At 64.2% G+C, this 16095-nt stretch carries 12 protein-coding genes; 9 read left to right on the top strand and 3 right to left on the bottom strand.

Annotation, left to right across the window (positions count from 1 at the left end):
- Position 1 precedes the first annotated feature (1 nt).
- On the bottom strand, positions 2-952 hold the full coding sequence (locus BCV67_RS00580) for an acyl-CoA desaturase (RefSeq protein WP_062165940.1): 951 nt from the start codon (positions 950-952) through the stop codon (positions 2-4).
- Positions 953-1034: 82 nt separating this feature from the next.
- Entirely contained in the window at positions 1035-1802 is a 768-nt protein-coding gene (locus BCV67_RS00575; protein ID WP_062165938.1) for a hypothetical protein, read from the bottom strand.
- Between the two features lie 131 nt (positions 1803-1933).
- On the opposite strand from BCV67_RS00575, the gene BCV67_RS00570 reads away from it, so the two are divergent.
- Both BCV67_RS00570 and BCV67_RS00565 read left to right on the top strand, forming a co-directional pair.
- Positions 1934-2557, top strand: coding sequence for a sigma-70 family RNA polymerase sigma factor (locus BCV67_RS00570; RefSeq protein WP_062165935.1), 624 nt, complete (start codon positions 1934-1936; stop codon positions 2555-2557).
- A complete protein-coding gene (locus BCV67_RS00565; protein ID WP_062165933.1) occupies positions 2554-3234 on the top strand; it encodes a ChrR family anti-sigma-E factor in 681 nt (226 codons plus the stop codon). Before BCV67_RS00570 ends, BCV67_RS00565 begins: the two co-directional genes overlap by 4 nt.
- Positions 3235-3410: 176 nt before the next feature.
- Here the strand turns inward: BCV67_RS00565 and BCV67_RS00560 are convergent, their stop codons facing one another.
- Positions 3411-4493 carry a LacI family DNA-binding transcriptional regulator gene (locus tag BCV67_RS00560; RefSeq protein WP_062165931.1) on the bottom strand — a complete coding sequence of 361 codons (1083 nt, stop codon included), beginning with the start codon at positions 4491-4493 and terminating at the stop codon, positions 3411-3413.
- 447 nt (positions 4494-4940) lie between these two features.
- On the opposite strand from BCV67_RS00560, the gene BCV67_RS00555 reads away from it, so the two are divergent.
- From BCV67_RS00555 to BCV67_RS00525, 7 genes are all read left to right on the top strand, one after another.
- Entirely contained in the window at positions 4941-8075 is a 3135-nt protein-coding gene (locus BCV67_RS00555) for a TonB-dependent receptor (RefSeq protein ID WP_062165929.1), read from the top strand.
- A 156-nt stretch (positions 8076-8231) separates the two neighbouring features.
- Positions 8232-8990: a SapC family protein gene (locus tag BCV67_RS00550; protein WP_062165927.1), complete on the top strand. Its 759-nt coding sequence runs from the start codon at positions 8232-8234 to the stop codon at positions 8988-8990.
- 20 nt (positions 8991-9010) lie between these two features.
- Entirely contained in the window at positions 9011-10012 is a 1002-nt protein-coding gene (locus tag BCV67_RS00545; RefSeq protein ID WP_156455704.1) for a cupin-like domain-containing protein, read from the top strand.
- A 14-nt stretch (positions 10013-10026) separates the two neighbouring features.
- Positions 10027-11559, top strand: coding sequence for a tryptophan halogenase family protein (locus tag BCV67_RS00540; RefSeq protein ID WP_062165922.1), 1533 nt, complete (start codon positions 10027-10029; stop codon positions 11557-11559).
- Between the two features lie 204 nt (positions 11560-11763).
- Positions 11764-13257 (top strand): xylulokinase, encoded by a 1494-nt coding sequence (xylB, locus tag BCV67_RS00535; protein WP_062165920.1) that lies wholly within the window; start codon positions 11764-11766, stop codon positions 13255-13257.
- A 44-nt stretch (positions 13258-13301) separates the two neighbouring features.
- Positions 13302-14636, top strand: coding sequence for a xylose isomerase (gene xylA / locus BCV67_RS00530; protein WP_062165918.1), 1335 nt, complete (start codon positions 13302-13304; stop codon positions 14634-14636).
- 47 nt (positions 14637-14683) lie between these two features.
- On the top strand, positions 14684-16093 hold the full coding sequence (locus BCV67_RS00525; protein WP_062165916.1) for a sugar porter family MFS transporter: 1410 nt from the start codon (positions 14684-14686) through the stop codon (positions 16091-16093).
- Positions 16094-16095: the final 2 nt, after the last annotated feature.

The raw sequence follows: 16095 nt of genomic DNA, 5'->3' as shown, positions 1-16095 counted from the left end.
GTCAGTGCTCCGCCTTTGCCATCACCCATTCCGGAATGGGCTTGAGGCCTTTCACCAGCCCCAATGCGGCCATCGCGCGCAGGCCATACCAGGTCATGTCCAGCTCCCACCAGCGGAAGCCCTGGCGGACCGTGCCGGGAAAAAAATGGTGGTTGTTGTGCCAGCCCTCGCCAAAGGTCAGCAGCGCCAGCCAGAAATTGTTGCGGCTGTCGTCGCGTGTCTGGAAGCGGCGGCTGCCGAACCGGTGGGCGAGGGAGTTGATGGTGACCGTGGCATGGAAGAGCAGCACGGTGGAAATGAAGAACCCCCAGACCAACAGCTGCATTCCCGAGGTATGCAGGCCGGGAGCAACGCGCTCCAGCACGGCGCCGAGGCCATACAGACCGGCGGCCAGCAACAGCGGAATGACGGTGTCGAAACGGTCCAGCCAACGCAGTTCCGCGAACTTGGCCAGATCGGGGACGCGCTTCAGATCGGTAGCAAAGGCACCGTTGCTCAGGAACCAGCCCAGATGGCTGCGCCAGAAACCGCCCTGCCGCGGTGAATGCGGGTCCTGCGGCTGGTCAGCGTGGCGATGGTGGTGGCGGTGATGTGCAGCCCACCACAACGGGCCGCGCTGGACGCTGCTGGCGCCGATCACTGCAAAGATGAACTGCACGGCGCGTGGTGCCTCGAAGGTGCGGTGCGAAAAATAGCGGTGATAGAAGGCAGTGATCGCAAACATCCGCACGGCATACAGCGCGGCAGCCACGAGCACCGCGGTGGTGGATACGCCCACCCATATCACCGCAAGGCAGCCGACGTGCATCAGCACGAACGGGACCGCGCGCAACCAGTCGATCCCGGCGGATGCCTCGATCGTTGCGGGCTCGCCGGCGCCGGTATCGAACCAGCGCTGCAGCGTGCGGATCAGGCGCGCTCGGGGGCGGGGCAGGGGCGCGGCGGCGGTCATGGTGGTGTCTCTGGGAGGTGCTTGTTGATCTGTACGTAGCAGGGCGCCCGTTGGATGCGCCCGCCGTGATCGAATTGCGGCTTCACTCGCGCGTAACGGAACAGCTGGCGACCAGCGACTGGCTCCAGGCCTGCTGCCATTGCTCGAGCGAGCGTGGCGAGGCGGGCTCGCTGAAGCGCACCGTCACCGTGGGATAATCTCCGCGTGCATCGCGCAGGTTGCTGGTGCCCTGGAACTGCAGCAGTCGGCGGTCGCTGTCCGCATAGATCAGCGACAAGCGCGGCGCTATGCCGCCGTACCAGGCGTCCAGCCTGACCTCGATGGACTGGGCGGCGATGCCCTGCCAACGCACCGCGCCCCGGTGCAGGACCTTGACCGGATAGAAGCGCTGGCGGCTGGGAACCAGGAACGGAAGGCTGAGCGGCTCACCCCGCATCAGCGTCTGCCAGTGTTGACGCACGGCAGCGTCGAAACCCGCATCGACGACAGCATCCGCCGGCAGCGCCACCGGACCGCTGCGGCGTGGCGCCGCGGCGTCCTCCTTCCAGTCGATCCAGGCCCGGCCATCGGCGATGCGTACCTGTGCCGTCTGGCCGCTGCGCTGGTCCTGCAGCTGGTAGCCGCGCACCGCTGGCTGCGCGCTGGCGGGCATCTGCTTTCTGGCGAACGGGCGCCCGTCCGGGCACAGGTATTGCACCCAGCGCTGGGCACCCTCGCCATCACTGCGCTGCCAGTGCACCTCGCGGTAGCTCACCGCTCCCTGTGCGGTCGTGGCAATCCCTTCATTGCGCAGCAACGGGCTGGCAGCGGCCATGGGCGGCAGCCATAACAGCAACCAGAGCGTACGCATATGCTTGCTTCCAGAAGGGCGGCAATTCCTGTACGTGCGGCGGCGGCAGACGGATGCAGACCACTGCTGCATCCAACCGCCGCCTTCGTCCGTAACGGATGACAGACCTTCACCGCCTGCCGCGAACGCTGATGTACCCTGACGCTGCCCATTTCACTTCCGCATTCGATACCGCACGCATCGTGTCCAGTTCCCAGCTGCCCAGCAGTGAGCCGACCAACTGGGCCAGCGACATGGACGGTGTGGCGCTGCGGCGTGACCGCGATTGCTTCATGCGCATCTACGATCACTTCATGCCGCGTCTGTGCGTCTACCTGCGCGGACTGGGGTGCCCGGAATCGATCGCCGAAGAGCTGGCGCAGGAATGCCTGCTGCGGCTCTGGCTGCGTGCGGCCGACTTCAATCCCGCCCAGGGTGCGTTGAGCACCTGGCTGTACCGGATCGGCCGCAACCTGCATATTGACCGTGTGCGCCGCGAGCGCAGCTGGATGCAGGTGCAGGCAGCGGTGGAAGAAGCGGCCGCCGACGATCCGCTCGAACGCAGCAGTGCCGAGCAGTACGCCGACCAGGCGCGCCTGCGCCAGCGCATCAATGACCTGCCAGCCGTACAGGCCAGGCTGGTGCGCATGTCGTACTTCGAAGCCAAGAGCCACGCCGAGATCGCCCAGGCCCTGGGTATGCCACTGGGCACGGTCAAATCGCATCTGCGGCGCGCGTTTCTGCAGCTGCAGCTCAAGGTGGGGGGCGCACGATGAATCCGCATCACCATCTGCACGAATCCACCCTGATGAGCTACGCGGCAGGCGCGCTGCCGTCGCCATTGAGCATCGTCGCCGGTGTCCATCTTGAGCAATGCCCGCACTGCAGGGCGCAACTGCGCGAGGCCGAAGCGATTGGCTCGGTATTGATGGAGCAGACGCAGCCGGCCCCGGCCGCTGCGGAGCAGCGTCGCACCCAGCTGCGCGAGGCGATGCTGGCGCAGTTGGCGGGGGACGCGAGCCCCGGCGTGGAAACGATCAAAAGACAGCTGCCCAGGGAACGCCCCGAGGCCGACCCGGATCACCTGCCCGTCGCGCTGCATCCGTATTTCGGCAGCTCGCTGCGCAAGCTGCGCTGGAGCTGGATAGGCCCGGGCATGCACTGCATCCGTGCCGAACAGATGCCATCACTGATCATGCTGAAGATCGCGCCTGGCAAATGCCTGCCGATGCACAGCCATGGCCGCAGCGAACTGACGCAGATTCTGCGTGGTTCCTACAACGATGCGCTGGGCATGTTCGCGCCGGGAGACGTGGCGGATCTGGATGAGGATGTCGAGCACCAACCGGTTACCGCGCCCGGTGTTCCCTGCATCTGTGTGTCGGCGCTGGATGCGCCATTGGTATTCAGCGGCTGGCTGGCGCGCAAGCTGCAGCGCTTCGTCAAACTCTGAAATATCACCCCGGCAGGTGGCAGGTGGCAGGTGCGCGGCTGGCAACGCGTAAAGCATGCAGGCAAGGGCTGGCAGGCTGCATCGATGCAGTGCCTGGTTGCTTCGGGCCGGCATGGGCGACGGGCAGGGCAGGCCTAGTCCTTCGCACGCTTGAGCCGGAAACGCGTGCCGGCTGGTCAGGGATTCGGCTTGCGTTTTGTCTTGCTGTCGGTCCTATCGGCTACCGACCAGCGGCTTATCAACTGGTGCGGCAGAACATGGTTGACGATCACGCGTGCGGACGACTGCGTGCGCCGGATGTCGCGCATCAGGATGTCGATGGCCGCATCCGCCATGGCGGCCACGGGCTGGTGGATGGTGGTCAGTTCCGGCCACACCATGGTTGCCGCGGAGGTGTCATCGAAGCCCACCACTGACAGGTCCCGCGGTACGTCCAGGCCGCGTCGATGCGCTACCGACACCACCGCGGAGGCCATGTCGTCATTGCTCGCGAAGATCGCGCTGGGTGGATTGCGCTGCGTCAGCAGGCGTTCGGCGGCGTCCAGCCCGGAGCGATAGGTGAAGTAGCCTGGCTGCACCAGCTTGTCGTCGTAGGCGATTCCGGCCTCGGCCAGGGCATCGCGGTAGCCCTGCCAGCGGTGCGCGCTGGCGGTCTGGTTGGGGTCGCCCTTGATGTAGCCGATGCGGGTATGGCCGCGTGCGATCAGGTGCGAAACCATGTCGTGGCTTGCGCGGTGGTCGTCGATGCGTACACAGGAAATGCTGTCGCTGAAATGCCCCGATGCGATGGAGACGACCGGAACGCCGGCCTGGGAGAACTCGGCGACGATGGCCTTCGACTCACACAGCGGTGGCGGCAGAATCACCCCGGCCACGCTGTTGGACAACTGGCGCGCGGCTGCCCGGCGCGCCTTGGTGTCCAGCCCGTCCCAGGTTGCAATCATCAACTGCGCTGCTGCCCGCGTCGATCCGCGCAGTGCACCGACCAGCAGCTCGCGCAGGTAGCTGGAGCTGGGGTTGGTATAGATCAAGGCAATGCAGGTGTGTTGCGCTGTCGCCAATGCACTGGCGGCAAGGTTGGGCCGGTAGCCCAGCTCGTGCACGCTGCGCATGACCCGGTCCCGATTGCCCTCGCGCACGCTTGCATGGCCGTTGACCACACGCGATACGGTCATTGGCGAGACGCCCGCGTGTGCAGCTACTTCATTGATCGTGATGGCCCCACCTTTCCGACGTACCGCCTTGTTGATCTTCTTCACGCAAATGGTTCCATTTGATTCAATTCCTACGACAGGTGTAACACCTGTTACTTGCGCGGAGCCGCGCGCGGAAGCCCGTTCCAATCCCCTTCTTGCACCCGTCTGCCACCGCTGGACATGAGGCCGGGGGCGCTTTGCTGCGCTGCACGGTGACAAGTAAGAACACCGGTGATTAGTCTGCGCTCCGACGCGATGGTAGCGCTACCACCACGCCACTGCGAGTTGGGTCGCCGGATCGCCTCATGCACTACGCGGTCTACCCGGCACGCTTGGAACAAGTTTCAGACACGGTGTGCCTGGTCGCACCGTGATGTTCGGTTTGGAAGACGGGCCTCGCCCGTGCGTGCCCCTGGGAGGGGGTGGTACATCCATTCGACCGTATGTCAGAGAGAGGACATTCATGAGCACTTGCACTTTTCGTAGTACTCCAGACCCGAGGATCGGTTCATGAGCCGGAAGTTGACGAAGTTCAAATCCAGGGCCATGTTCACCTTCGTCGGGGGTGTTCTGGTCATCAATCCCGCGTTCGGGCAGGAGGCGCCGACGCCGGCACCCGTTGCCCAGCAGGAACAGGCCCAGCAGAAAGCCACGCAGCTGGACGCGGTGCAGGTAACCGGCATCCGCAACAGCCTCAGCCAGGCGATGGACATCAAGCGCGACTCGGCCGGTGTCGTCGATGCGATCAGCGCCGAGGATATCGGCAAGTTCCCCGATACCAACCTTGCCGAATCACTGCAGCGCATCACCGGCATCTCGATTGAACGTCGTGATGGCGAAGGCGCACAGGTCACCGCGCGTGGCTTTGGCCCGCAGTTCAACATGGTCACGCTCAACGGCCGGCAGATGCCGGGCGCCGATGCGTTCGGTGCATCGGGCCAGGTGGCCATCGGCGGCGTCGATGGTGGTACCCGCGCGTTCAACTTTGCCCAGCTGGCCGCCGAGGCCATCAATGGCATCGAGGTTTACAAGACCAGCCAGGCACAGGTTCCCAGTGGCGGCATCGGCGCCACCATCAACATCCTGACCGCGCGTCCGTTCGACCATGAGGGCATCGTCGCCAATGCCGGCGCCAAGATGGTCTCCGACCAGAGCCAGCCGTTCGACAACGACATCACCCCGGAACTGTCCGGTATCTTCAGCTACAGCAACCCGGAAAAGACCTTCGGCGTCAGTCTCAGCGCGAGCCAGCAGAAGCGCAAGGGTGGCTCCGTGCAGGCTACCGAGAACTACTGGAACGTGCAGCCGTGGACCGGCACCATGCCGGGCAACCCGACCGTGGTCAACGCCCCGGCGATCGGCCAGCTGTACGGGCGGCCGAACGATCTGCGCTATGCGTTCTCCGAGTTCGAGCGTGAGCGCGTCAATGGCCAGGCGGTGCTGCAGTTCGCACCGATGGACAGCCTGACCCTGACCCTGGACTACACCTATTCGACCAATGAGATCACCGAGAACCGTGGCGAGCAGGGCATGTGGTTGCAGAACAGCAACTATACGAATGTCGAGTTCGACACCAGTGGCGCAGTCGCCACGCCGGTCTACATCCGCGAGATCGCCGGCACCAAGGACTTCGGTCTTGAGCAGCAGCGCAGCATGCAGAAGTACAAGCTGGGCTCGCTGGGCTTCAACGGCGTATGGGACGTCAGCGACCGGTTCAAGCTGAGCTTCGATGCGCACAACTCGAAGAACGAAAGCCGGCCCAATGATCCGCTCACCGGCGGTGGCTCGATCTTCATGAGCATCGCCGGCACCAACAACTGCACCACCGGCCCGCATTGCGGCGGCTCATGGGTGCAGGAGCTGAATTTCAACAACGGCCTGCCGGTCGGTACGCAGACCTGGTACCCAACCACGGCCGATGCCGCTGCCGGCACCAATGGCGTGGTCAACCCGGGGTTTGTATCCGGTGAAATCGGTTCGCAGGTGCTGCGTGTCAACGCGCAGACCCAGATCAGCGAGATCAAGCAGGCACGGGTGGACGGCGAGTGGAGTTTCGACCAAGGCCGCTTCCAGTTCGGCGTTGACAGCAACAAATCCTCCACCCACCGCATCCAGGCCGCCGAGGCCTATTCCACGCTGGGTGACTGGGGCGTTGCCAATGTCGACCGCGATGTCGCCGGTGGGCTGATGGACCTGCTGCAGCCAGTCAGCATCGTCGGCTTGTTCGACGACTACAACGCCAACAGCTGGTCGGCGTGGCGTGGCAACGCCGGCACGCTCGCACAATGGGCGGCTAATCAGTACGGCGTTGGCCTGGGTGTGAACCCGCAGCGCGCCGCCGACAACCGGGTGGAAGAGAAGACCAAGGCCGCCTATTTCCAGGTTGAACTGGACGGCCAGTTGGGCAGCATGCGTACCAATACCCGCCTGGGCGTGCGCTATGAAACCACCGATGTCGTATCGACCTCGGTCATCGCCATCCCGGAATCGATCGAGTGGCAGTCCAACAACGATTTCCGCGTCGTTCTGTCTGACGAGCAGCAGCCTTTCAGCGAGAAGGCCAAGTACAGCTATATCCTGCCCAACCTCGACTTCAGCATTGATTTCACCGACGAGATCAAGGGCCGCGCTTCATTCGGCAAGAGCATTGCACGTGCACCGTACGGCAATCTCTATGCCGGCCCGGGCGCACAGCAGCCATTCGGCTCGGTGTTGATCGATCCTTCCTCGCGGGCCAGCGGCAACGCGCAGAACCCAAGCCTGAAGCCGTTGGAATCGGACAATCTCGACCTGGGCGTGGAATGGTATTTCGCCGACGCCAGCTATGTGTCGTTGACGTACTGGAACAAGTCGGTCGACAACTTCATCGGCAACACCATCGTGCAGGAGAACCTGTACGGACTGACCGACCCGACCTCCGGACCGGATGCACAGGCGGCGCTGGCCTTCCTCACCAGTGCGGCCTGTACCGCGCAGGTGGGTGCAGCCAATGCGGCGGCGTGCTCGGCCAACGATACCTCGTTGTTCACCGCGCTGGCCCTGCTGCGCAACAACCCGGCCGGGCTTGGCGCCTACAACGGCACCGACGCACAGGTACTTGCCACCGAAGCGGCCTACGACCTGCATGGTCAGGCCAATGACCCGCTGTACCTGTTCAATGTCAATCGCCCGATCAACCAGAACCAGTCCAAGCTGCACGGCTGGGAACTGGGCGGCCAGTACTTCTTCGGCAACACCGGGTTTGGCGTGCTTGCCAACTACACCATCGTGCGTGGCGACGTGGGCTACGACAACGGCGGCGACCCGAGCATCGATCAGTTCTCGCTGACCGGCCTCAGCGATACCGCCAACGCCATGCTGATGTATGAAAAGTATGGCTGGTCGGTGCGCCTGGCCTGGAACTGGCGTGACCAGTACCTGATCCTGGCCAACCAGGGCGCAAGCCGCAATCCCTATTACGTGGAGGAGTACGCGCAGTGGGATCTCAGCGTCAACTACGCCCTCGACGACCATTGGTCGTTCGGCCTGGAAGCGATCAACCTTACCGGTGAGGACGTGCGTTGGCGTTCACGCACCTCGCAGATGATCGTGAAGCTGGCTGACCAGAGCCCGCGCTACATGCTGGGTGTCCGCTACAAGTTCTGAGTTTGGCGACAGACGGCCTCCCCAAGTCGCCATGGTACCGCTGCGCGAGCAGCGGTACTTTTTTCAAGGCACCCTCGTGCAACAGGTGCCCGTACACGGACCGTTCGCCGGCGGTAACATGCCGGCGCATGGCACCCGATTGGAGTGGATACCCGCATGGCCCGCTACGAACTGCTCAACAACATCGCCCACCGTGACCTGCGGGTAGCCACCGGCTTTGGTGCCGAGTTCGGCGATGCGGTCGGCATGGTGCCGGCGTATCCCAGTGAATTCGCCGAGCTGCAGCGCGAATATCCGATCTTCCTGCGCAGGGAGGGCGCAACCGCGGCGTGGCAATCGGTGGTTCTGCTGGGCTTCGAGCAACACGAAAACCTGTTCCTGCAGGATGGCCGCTGGAACGCCTCATATCTGCCGGGAGCGGCCGCAAAGGGCCCGTTCCTGATCGGCTTCCAGGAGCACCAGATCGACGGCGTGCTCACCCAGGAAGCGGTGATGCATGTGGACCTCGACCATCCGCGCGTGAACACGGCGGCCGGCGAGCAGGTGTTCCTGCCGCAAGGTGGCAATACCCCTTATCTCGACCACATCGCAGGTGTGCTGCGTGGCATCCACGACGGCAGTGCCTTTGGTGCAGAAATGTTTGCAATGCTTGATGCGAAGGGCCTGATACAGCCGATCAAACTTGATGTGCAGATCGAACCGCAGCATCGGGTGAGCGTCAATGGTCTGCACGGCATCGATCGCGAGCGCCTGGCCATGCTGGAGGCAGCCGACCTGCTGGAACTCAACCGCGCCGGCTATCTGGAAGGCGCTTACCTGATGCTGGCTTCGCTGCACAACATGCGCCGCCTGATCGCCGAGAAACAGCGGAGGCTGCGCCTGCAGGATGCCGCCCTGTCGACCGCCAGGAACTGACCGTGCTGGATGGCATGCCGATGCGAACGCTGGACGGCCTCGATCCCGATGCGCTACCAATGCAGGCGCTGTTGGACGAGGGGCAGCCGACGGTGCTCAAGGGAATCGCGCGCGACTGGGGCTTGGTCCAGGCAGGGCTGGAGTCCACCCAACACGCGCTTGCCTACCTGCGCCGCTTCGATGCCGGCGTACAGGTGCCGTACTCCTACGGCGCCCCTGAAATTGCAGGGCGCCCGTTCTACAACGCCGACTTCACCCAGTTGAACTTCGAGGTCCGGCGCGGCGTGCTGACCCAGGTGCTGGATGAAATTTCGGAGAACCTGGATGTTGCGCAGCCGCCGACCTATTACGTCGCCTCGCTGCTGATCGAGCGGGCGCTGCCCGGTTTCGCGCAGGCCAATGATGCCGGCCTGGCCGGGCAGGGCATCAACGCCTCGGCCAGCATCTGGATCGGCAATCGGGTGACTGCTTCCTGTCATTACGACATTCCCGACAACCTGGCCTGCTGTGCGGTAGGGCGTCGCCAGTTCACCCTTTTCCCGCCCGAGCAGATCGACAATCTCTATCCCGGCCCGCTTGCCCCCACTCCGGGTGGACAGGTGGTCAGCGTGGTCGATTTCGACAACCCGGATTTCGAACGTTACCCGCGGTTCCGCCACGCCTTGGCCGCAGCCCACACTGCGGTGCTTGAACCCGGCGATGCCATCTTCATTCCCGGCCTGTGGTGGCACCATGTGCGCAGCCTGGCACCGTTCAACGTGCTGGTGAATTACTGGTGGCGCGGTACGCCGGCCTTTCTGCCCTCACCGCTGACGGCGTTGCAGCATGCGATGTGGGCCCTGCGCGACCTGCCCGAGCGGGAGAAGCAGGCCTGGGCGAAGATGTTCGAGTACTACGTGTTCGGTCCTGGCGAGCGGGCAGGGCAGCACCTGCCCGAAGCTGCCCGTGGCGACCTGGCACCGTTTGACGAAACACAGGCGCGGCGCATGCGCGCCATGCTGCTGGGCCAACTCAACCGCTGACGGGAGCAAGCACTTTGGACGCTGCAAAGACACACGATGGTGCCCGGGTCCGCAAGGTCGTCATCGCCGGCGGCGGCACTGCAGGCTGGTTGGCTGGCTGTGCGCTGGCCCACCAGTTCCGCGATCAGCTGGAGATAACCCTGGTCGAGTCCGAACAGATCGGTACCGTGGGCGTGGGCGAATCGACCGTGCCGCCGATCCGTACCTTCCACCGCTTCCTGCAGATCGACGAACAGGAGTTCCTGCGCGCGGTCGCCGGCACCTTCAAGCTCTCCATCTCGTTCGAGAACTGGCGCCGCCCCGGCGAACGCTTCTTCCATCCGTTCGGCACCATCGGCAAGGGTACCTGGGCAACCCCGTTCCACCATTTCTGGCTGGACAGCCTGCGTCGTGGCATGCCATCGGACCTGGGTGACTTCTGTCTGGAAAGCGTCGCTTCACGCGGTGACCAGTTTTCCCTGCAGACCCAACCCGAGGCCAGCTACGCCTACCATTTCGATGCCGGGCTCTACGCAAAATTCCTGCGCCGCAAAGCCGAGGGCCACGGCCTGCGGCGGGTGGAAGGGAAGATCCGCGAGGTCAGGCAGCATGTGCATGATGGCTCGGTTCAAGCCTTGGTGCTGGAAGACGGGCAGGTCATCGACGGCGATCTGTTCATCGATTGCACCGGCTTCCGTGGCTTGTTGACCGAGCAGACCCTGCATACCGGTTATGAGGACTGGAACGAATGGCTGCCCAGTGACCGCGCTGTCGCCGTGCAGACCGAAGCAGTCGGGCCGCCGGTGCCGTATACGCGCGCCATCGCGCACGAAGCCGGCTGGCGTTGGCATATCGCCCTGCAGCACCGGGTTGGGTGTGGGCTGGTGTTCTCCGGCAAGCACATGTCCGATGACGAGGCGCATGCCAAGCTGCTGCGCGATGTGGGCGCACCACCGCTGCGCGATCCGTGGCTGGTGCCGTTCCGCAGCGGGCGCCGGCTCAAGGCATGGAACAAGAACGTGGTGGCGCTGGGTCTTGCCAGCGGCTTCATCGAGCCATTGGAGTCGACCAGCATCCACCTGACCATCAGTGCGGTGGTGCGGCTTATCCAGCTGTTTCCCTTCGACGGCATGAGCGCGTCGTTGGTGGACCTGTACAACGATGTCAGCCGCCAGGAAATGGAGCACGTGCGTGACTTCATCATCCTGCATTACCACGCCACCCAGCGCGACGAGCCGATGTGGAAAGCCTGCCGCGAGATGACGCTGCCGGAGTCGTTGCAGCTGCGGCTGCGCGCCTGGCGTGAGCGCGCGCATGCCTGGCAGGACCCCGGTGAATTGTTCCGGGTGGATTCCTGGACCAGCGTGCTGATGGGGCAGGGCATCCAGCCGGGAAGTCCGCACCCGTTGGCGCGCGCCTTGGGTGATGCCGACATGCGCACGCTGTTGAACACGATCCGGCAACCGGTGCAGCACGCCGCTGCGCAGATGCCGTCGCAGGCCGCGTTCATCGAGCAGTACTGCAAGGCCGCGCCGGATGTATGGCCACAATCGGTGGCCTTGGCGTAACGCTGCCAACCTTGCAGTAAACAGTGGGTAGTTGTGGGTGTTTTGGTTTTGCGTTGCAGCACGCTTTTTTTGTTGGGTCTGGTTACAGTGCGACAACACGGCGAGCAGCAACGGCGACGTGGAAAAAGGGAGCGGTAATAGACCTCCCTTTTTTTACCAAATGAAATGGTAGCGCTAACTTTAAACAAGTCGGGGACGGTTTCGATGGATCTGGTTGCCGGAATTGATGCGGGTACGCAAAGTCTGAAGGTGGTGGTCTACGACCCTGCCGGGCGCATCATTGTTGCCAGTACCAGCACCGCGCTGGAGATGAGCAGCGCTGCCGACGGCAGCCGCGAACAGCTGCCCGGCGACTGGGTGGCAGCGTTGCATGAATGCTTCCGCGCGCTTGAGCCATCGGTGCGTGCGCGCATCGGAGCGATGGCGGTATCGGGGCAGCAGCATGGCTTCGTGCCGGTGGATGCAGCAGGTGACGTGCTTGCACCGGCAAAATTGTGGTGCGACACCAGCACCTCGGCGGAATGCACGCAGATCATGGACGCAGTAGGCGGCGTGGCGCGCACCATCGCCTTGGCCGGCAATCCGGTGCTCACCGGTTATACCGCCTCCAAGCTGCCGTGGACCAAAACGCATCGGCCCGAGGCGTACGCGCAATTGGCCACCATCCTGTTGCCGCACGACTACCTGAACTTCGTGCTGACCGGCCAGCGCTTCTGCGAATACGGCGACGCGTCGGGCACCGGCTGGCTGGATGTGCGCACCCGCACCTGGTCTGCGGAACTGCTGCAGGCCACCGATCCGCAGCGCGATCTGGCAGCCTGCCTGCCGCGGATTGCCGCGCCGGAGGAGCTGTTCGATATCGATCCGGCCACCGCAACGGCGCTGGGCCTGCCGGCAACGGTGAAGGTGGCTGTGGGCGGCGGCGACAACATGATGGCGGCGATCGGCACTGGTTGCGTGCAACAGGGCCGGCTGGCCATGAGCCTGGGCACATCGGGCACGCTGTTCGCCTATTCGGACACGCCGGTGGTTGACCCTGACGGTGCATGGGCCGCGTTCTGCTCGTCCACCGGTGGTTGGCTGCCCCTGATCTGCACAATGAACTGCACCGTGGCAACCGAACAGGTGGCCGCGGCATTCGGCTTCAGCACGCGCGATGGCGATGCCCATCTGCGCAGCACCGCGCCCGGTGCCGATGGCCTGGTGATGCTGCCATTCCTCAACGGCGAGCGCACGCCCAACCTGCCATTCGGCAAGGGCGTACTGGCCGGACTGGACACCACCAACATGACCCCCGCGCACATCTACCGCGCGGCCATGGAAGGTGCCACCTACAGCCTGAAATACGGCTATGACGCCTTTGTCCGCGCCGGCATGCGGTTCGAGCGCATCGTGCTGACCGGCGGCGGCAGCAACAGCGGCGCATGGCGACAGCTGGTGGCCGATGTATTCGGCCTGCCGGTCGACGTGCCAACGCAGTCCGAAGGCGCCGCCTTCGGCGCCGCACTGCAGGCGCTGTGGGCGCTGGGTCTTTCGCGCGGTGACAGCGCCTCCATCGCCGAGATCGCAAACCGCCATGTCGCGGTTGATCCGGTGCTGTCGGCACTGCCTGATCCGGCCCGCACCCAGGCCTATGCCACGGCCTATGCAGGTTTTCTGCGACACCTCGACGCCATCACGCCGCTGCAGCGCGGCTGATGTCCCTCTCCGCGACACCTCGCACAACCACAGGAACACGCAGCATGAGCACGCAGCCCTTCATCGGCGCCAAGGAATACTTCCCCGGCATCGGCCGCATCCCGTTCGAGGGCCGCGGTTCGGACAACCCGCTCGCGTTCAAGGTCTATGACGCGAACAAGATCATCGGTGGCAAGACCATGCAGGAACACCTGCGCTTCGCGGTCTGTTACTGGCACACCTTCTGCAACGCCGGCCACGATCCGTTCGGGCCGGGCACGCGTCATTTCCCGTGGGAAGCCGGTTCGCCGATGGCCACCGCCGAAGCCAAGGTGGATGCGGCATTCGAGTTCTTCACCAAGCTGGGCGTGCCGTACTGGTGCTTCCACGATATCGATCTGGCACCGGACGCCGATGACATCGGCCAGTACGAGAAGAACCTCAAGCACATGGTTGGCCTGGCCAAGGCGCGCCAGGACGCCACCGGCATGAAGCTGCTGTGGGGCACGGCCAACCTGTTCTCGCATCCGCGTTACATGAATGGTGCTTCCACCAATCCCGATTTCGCGGTGGTGGCGCGTGCGGCGGTGCAGGTGAAGGCTGCGCTGGAAGCCACGGTCGAGCTGGGCGGTGAGCACTATGTGTTCTGGGGCGGCCGCGAAGGTTATGCCTCGTTGGTGAATACCCAGATGAAGCGCGAGGTGGACCACTTCGCCCGCTTCCTGACGATGGCCCGCGACTACGGCCGCAGCATCGGCCTGAAGGGCAACTTCCTGATCGAGCCCAAGCCGATGGAGCCGATGAAGCACCAGTACGATTTCGACAGCGCGACCGTTGCCGGCTTCCTCAAGCAACACGGCCTGGAAAAGGACTTCAAGCTCAATATCGAGGCCAACCACGCCACGCTGTCCGGGCATACGTTTGAACACGATCTGCAGGTTGCGGCCGATCGCGGCCTGCTCGGCAGCATCGACGCCAACCGCGGCAACGCGCAGAACGGCTGGGACACCGACCAGTTCCCGACCGACCTGTATGACACCGTCGGCGCGATGCTGGTGGTGCTGCGCCAGGGCGGGCTGGAAGGCGGCTTGAACTTCGACGCCAAGGTACGCCGCGAGTCCACCGACATGGAGGACTTGTTCATTGCTCACGTCGGCGGTATGGATGCCTTTGCACGCGGTCTGGAAGTGGCGCACGCGCTGTTGACCGAATCGCCGCTGGAGCAGTGGCGCCAGCAGCGCTACGCCAGCTTCGACAGTGGCGCCGGGCGCGAGTTCGAGAACGGTGCACTGAGCCTGGCCGACCTGGTCAACCTGGCCGGCAAGGCCGGTGAGCCGGCGCAGATCAGCGGCAAGCAGGAAAAGTACGAGAATCTGCTCAACCAGTACCTGCTGCGCTGAGCGCAGCAGGATCGCAACGACATTGCAGGCACGGGGAGGGGACGGTAATGAACCAGGCAACGACCGGGGGTGAGAACACCCGGCTGATCGTACTGATCAGCGTAGTAGCGACGATTGGCGGATTCCTGTTCGGATTCGACAGCGGGGTCATCAATGGCACACAGGATGGCCTGCACCAGGCGTTCAAGTCCGGCGAGTGGATGCAGGGCTTCGAGATCGCTTCGATGCTGCTCGGCTGCGCGGTGGGTGCGTTCAGCGCCGGCCGGCTGTCCGATAATCTGGGCCGGCGCAATGTGCTGATCATCTCGGCGGTCATGTTCCTGCTGTCGGCAATTGGTGCCGGCGCGGCCGCGTCGTCGGCCTGGTTCATCGTTGCGCGGGTGGTGGGCGGTTTTGCGGTCGGCGCGGCCAGCGTCATTTCGCCGGCCTATATCGCCGAGGTCGCACCCGCGCGCTACCGTGGCCGGCTCGCCACGGTCCAGCAGATCGCCATCATCAGCGGGCTCACCGCCGCGTTCCTGTCCAATTACCTGCTGGCCGCCAAGGCCGGCGCCTCCACCGAGGCCTTGTGGGGCGGTCACGCCGCGTGGCGCTGGATGTTCTGGATGCAGGCGGTGCCATCGCTGCTGTTCCTGCTGCTGTTGCTGACCATCCCGGAAAGCCCGCGCTACCTGGTGGTCAAGCGCCGCAAGGAAGATGCGCTGCGCGTGCTTACCCGGCTGTTCGGTGCCACCGGTGCGCAGGCCAAGCTGGAGGAAATCGACGCATCGCTCTCTACCGATCACCACCGTCCGCAGCTCTCCGACCTGAAGAACAAGGCTACCGGAAAGATCCGCCCGATCGTTTGGGTCGGCATCGGCCTGGCCACCTTCCAGCAGCTGGTCGGCATAAATGTGGTGTTCTATTACGGGGCCGTGTTGTGGCAGGCGGTCGGCTTCTCGGAGAACGACGCACTGCTGATCAACGTCCTGTCCGGTGCGCTCAGCATCGGTGCCTGCATCGTCACCGTGCTGCTGATTGACCGCATCGGCCGCAAGCCGCTGCTGTGGGTGGGCTCGGCCGGCATGGCGGCTTCTTTGGCGCTGGTGGTGATCGCATTTGCGAGCGGCTCGCTGGTCGACGGCCATCTGCAATTGCCCGGCCGCATGGGCACGCTGGCGCTGGTGGCCGCCAATGCCTACGTGGTGTTCTTCAACCTGTCTTGGGGCCCGGTGATGTGGGTGATGCTGGGCGAGATGTTCCCCAACCAGATCCGTGGTTCGGCACTGGCCGTGGCCGGTGCGGCGCAATGGACATCTAACTTTGCCGTGACGGTGACATTCCCGATCCTGCTGGCGGCAACCGGGTTGGCGGCGACCTACAGCATCTACCTGGTGGCGGCCGTCATTTCGGTGTTCTTCGTACTCAAGTACGTGCACGAAACCAAGGGCAAGGAACTGGAGCAGATGGAGGGATGAGC

Origin of the sequence: Stenotrophomonas nitritireducens, from assembly GCF_001700965.1 — a bacterium.
GTDB lineage: Bacteria > Pseudomonadota > Gammaproteobacteria > Xanthomonadales > Xanthomonadaceae > Stenotrophomonas > Stenotrophomonas nitritireducens_A.
Note: the sequence above shows the minus strand (reverse complement) of the source record. Positions and strands in the feature narration are given on the sequence as shown.

Excerpts from the sequence above, each read along its gene's own strand:
- BCV67_RS00580 (WP_062165940.1), bottom strand. The coding sequence starts at position 952 with ATGACCGCCGCCGCGCCCCTGCCCCGCCCCCGAGCGCGCCTGATCCGC.
- BCV67_RS00575 (WP_062165938.1), bottom strand. The coding sequence starts at position 1,802 with ATGCGTACGCTCTGGTTGCTGTTATGGCTGCCGCCCATGGCCGCTGCC.
- BCV67_RS00570 (WP_062165935.1), top strand. The coding sequence starts at position 1,934 with ATGTACCCTGACGCTGCCCATTTCACTTCCGCATTCGATACCGCACGC.
- BCV67_RS00565 (WP_062165933.1), top strand. The coding sequence starts at position 2,554 with ATGAATCCGCATCACCATCTGCACGAATCCACCCTGATGAGCTACGCG.
- BCV67_RS00555 (WP_062165929.1), top strand. The coding sequence starts at position 4,941 with ATGAGCCGGAAGTTGACGAAGTTCAAATCCAGGGCCATGTTCACCTTC.
- BCV67_RS00550 (WP_062165927.1), top strand. The coding sequence starts at position 8,232 with ATGGCCCGCTACGAACTGCTCAACAACATCGCCCACCGTGACCTGCGG.
- BCV67_RS00545 (WP_156455704.1), top strand. The coding sequence starts at position 9,011 with ATGCGAACGCTGGACGGCCTCGATCCCGATGCGCTACCAATGCAGGCG.
- xylB (WP_062165920.1), top strand. The coding sequence starts at position 11,764 with ATGGATCTGGTTGCCGGAATTGATGCGGGTACGCAAAGTCTGAAGGTG.
- xylA (WP_062165918.1), top strand. The coding sequence starts at position 13,302 with ATGAGCACGCAGCCCTTCATCGGCGCCAAGGAATACTTCCCCGGCATC.
- BCV67_RS00525 (WP_062165916.1), top strand. The coding sequence starts at position 14,684 with ATGAACCAGGCAACGACCGGGGGTGAGAACACCCGGCTGATCGTACTG.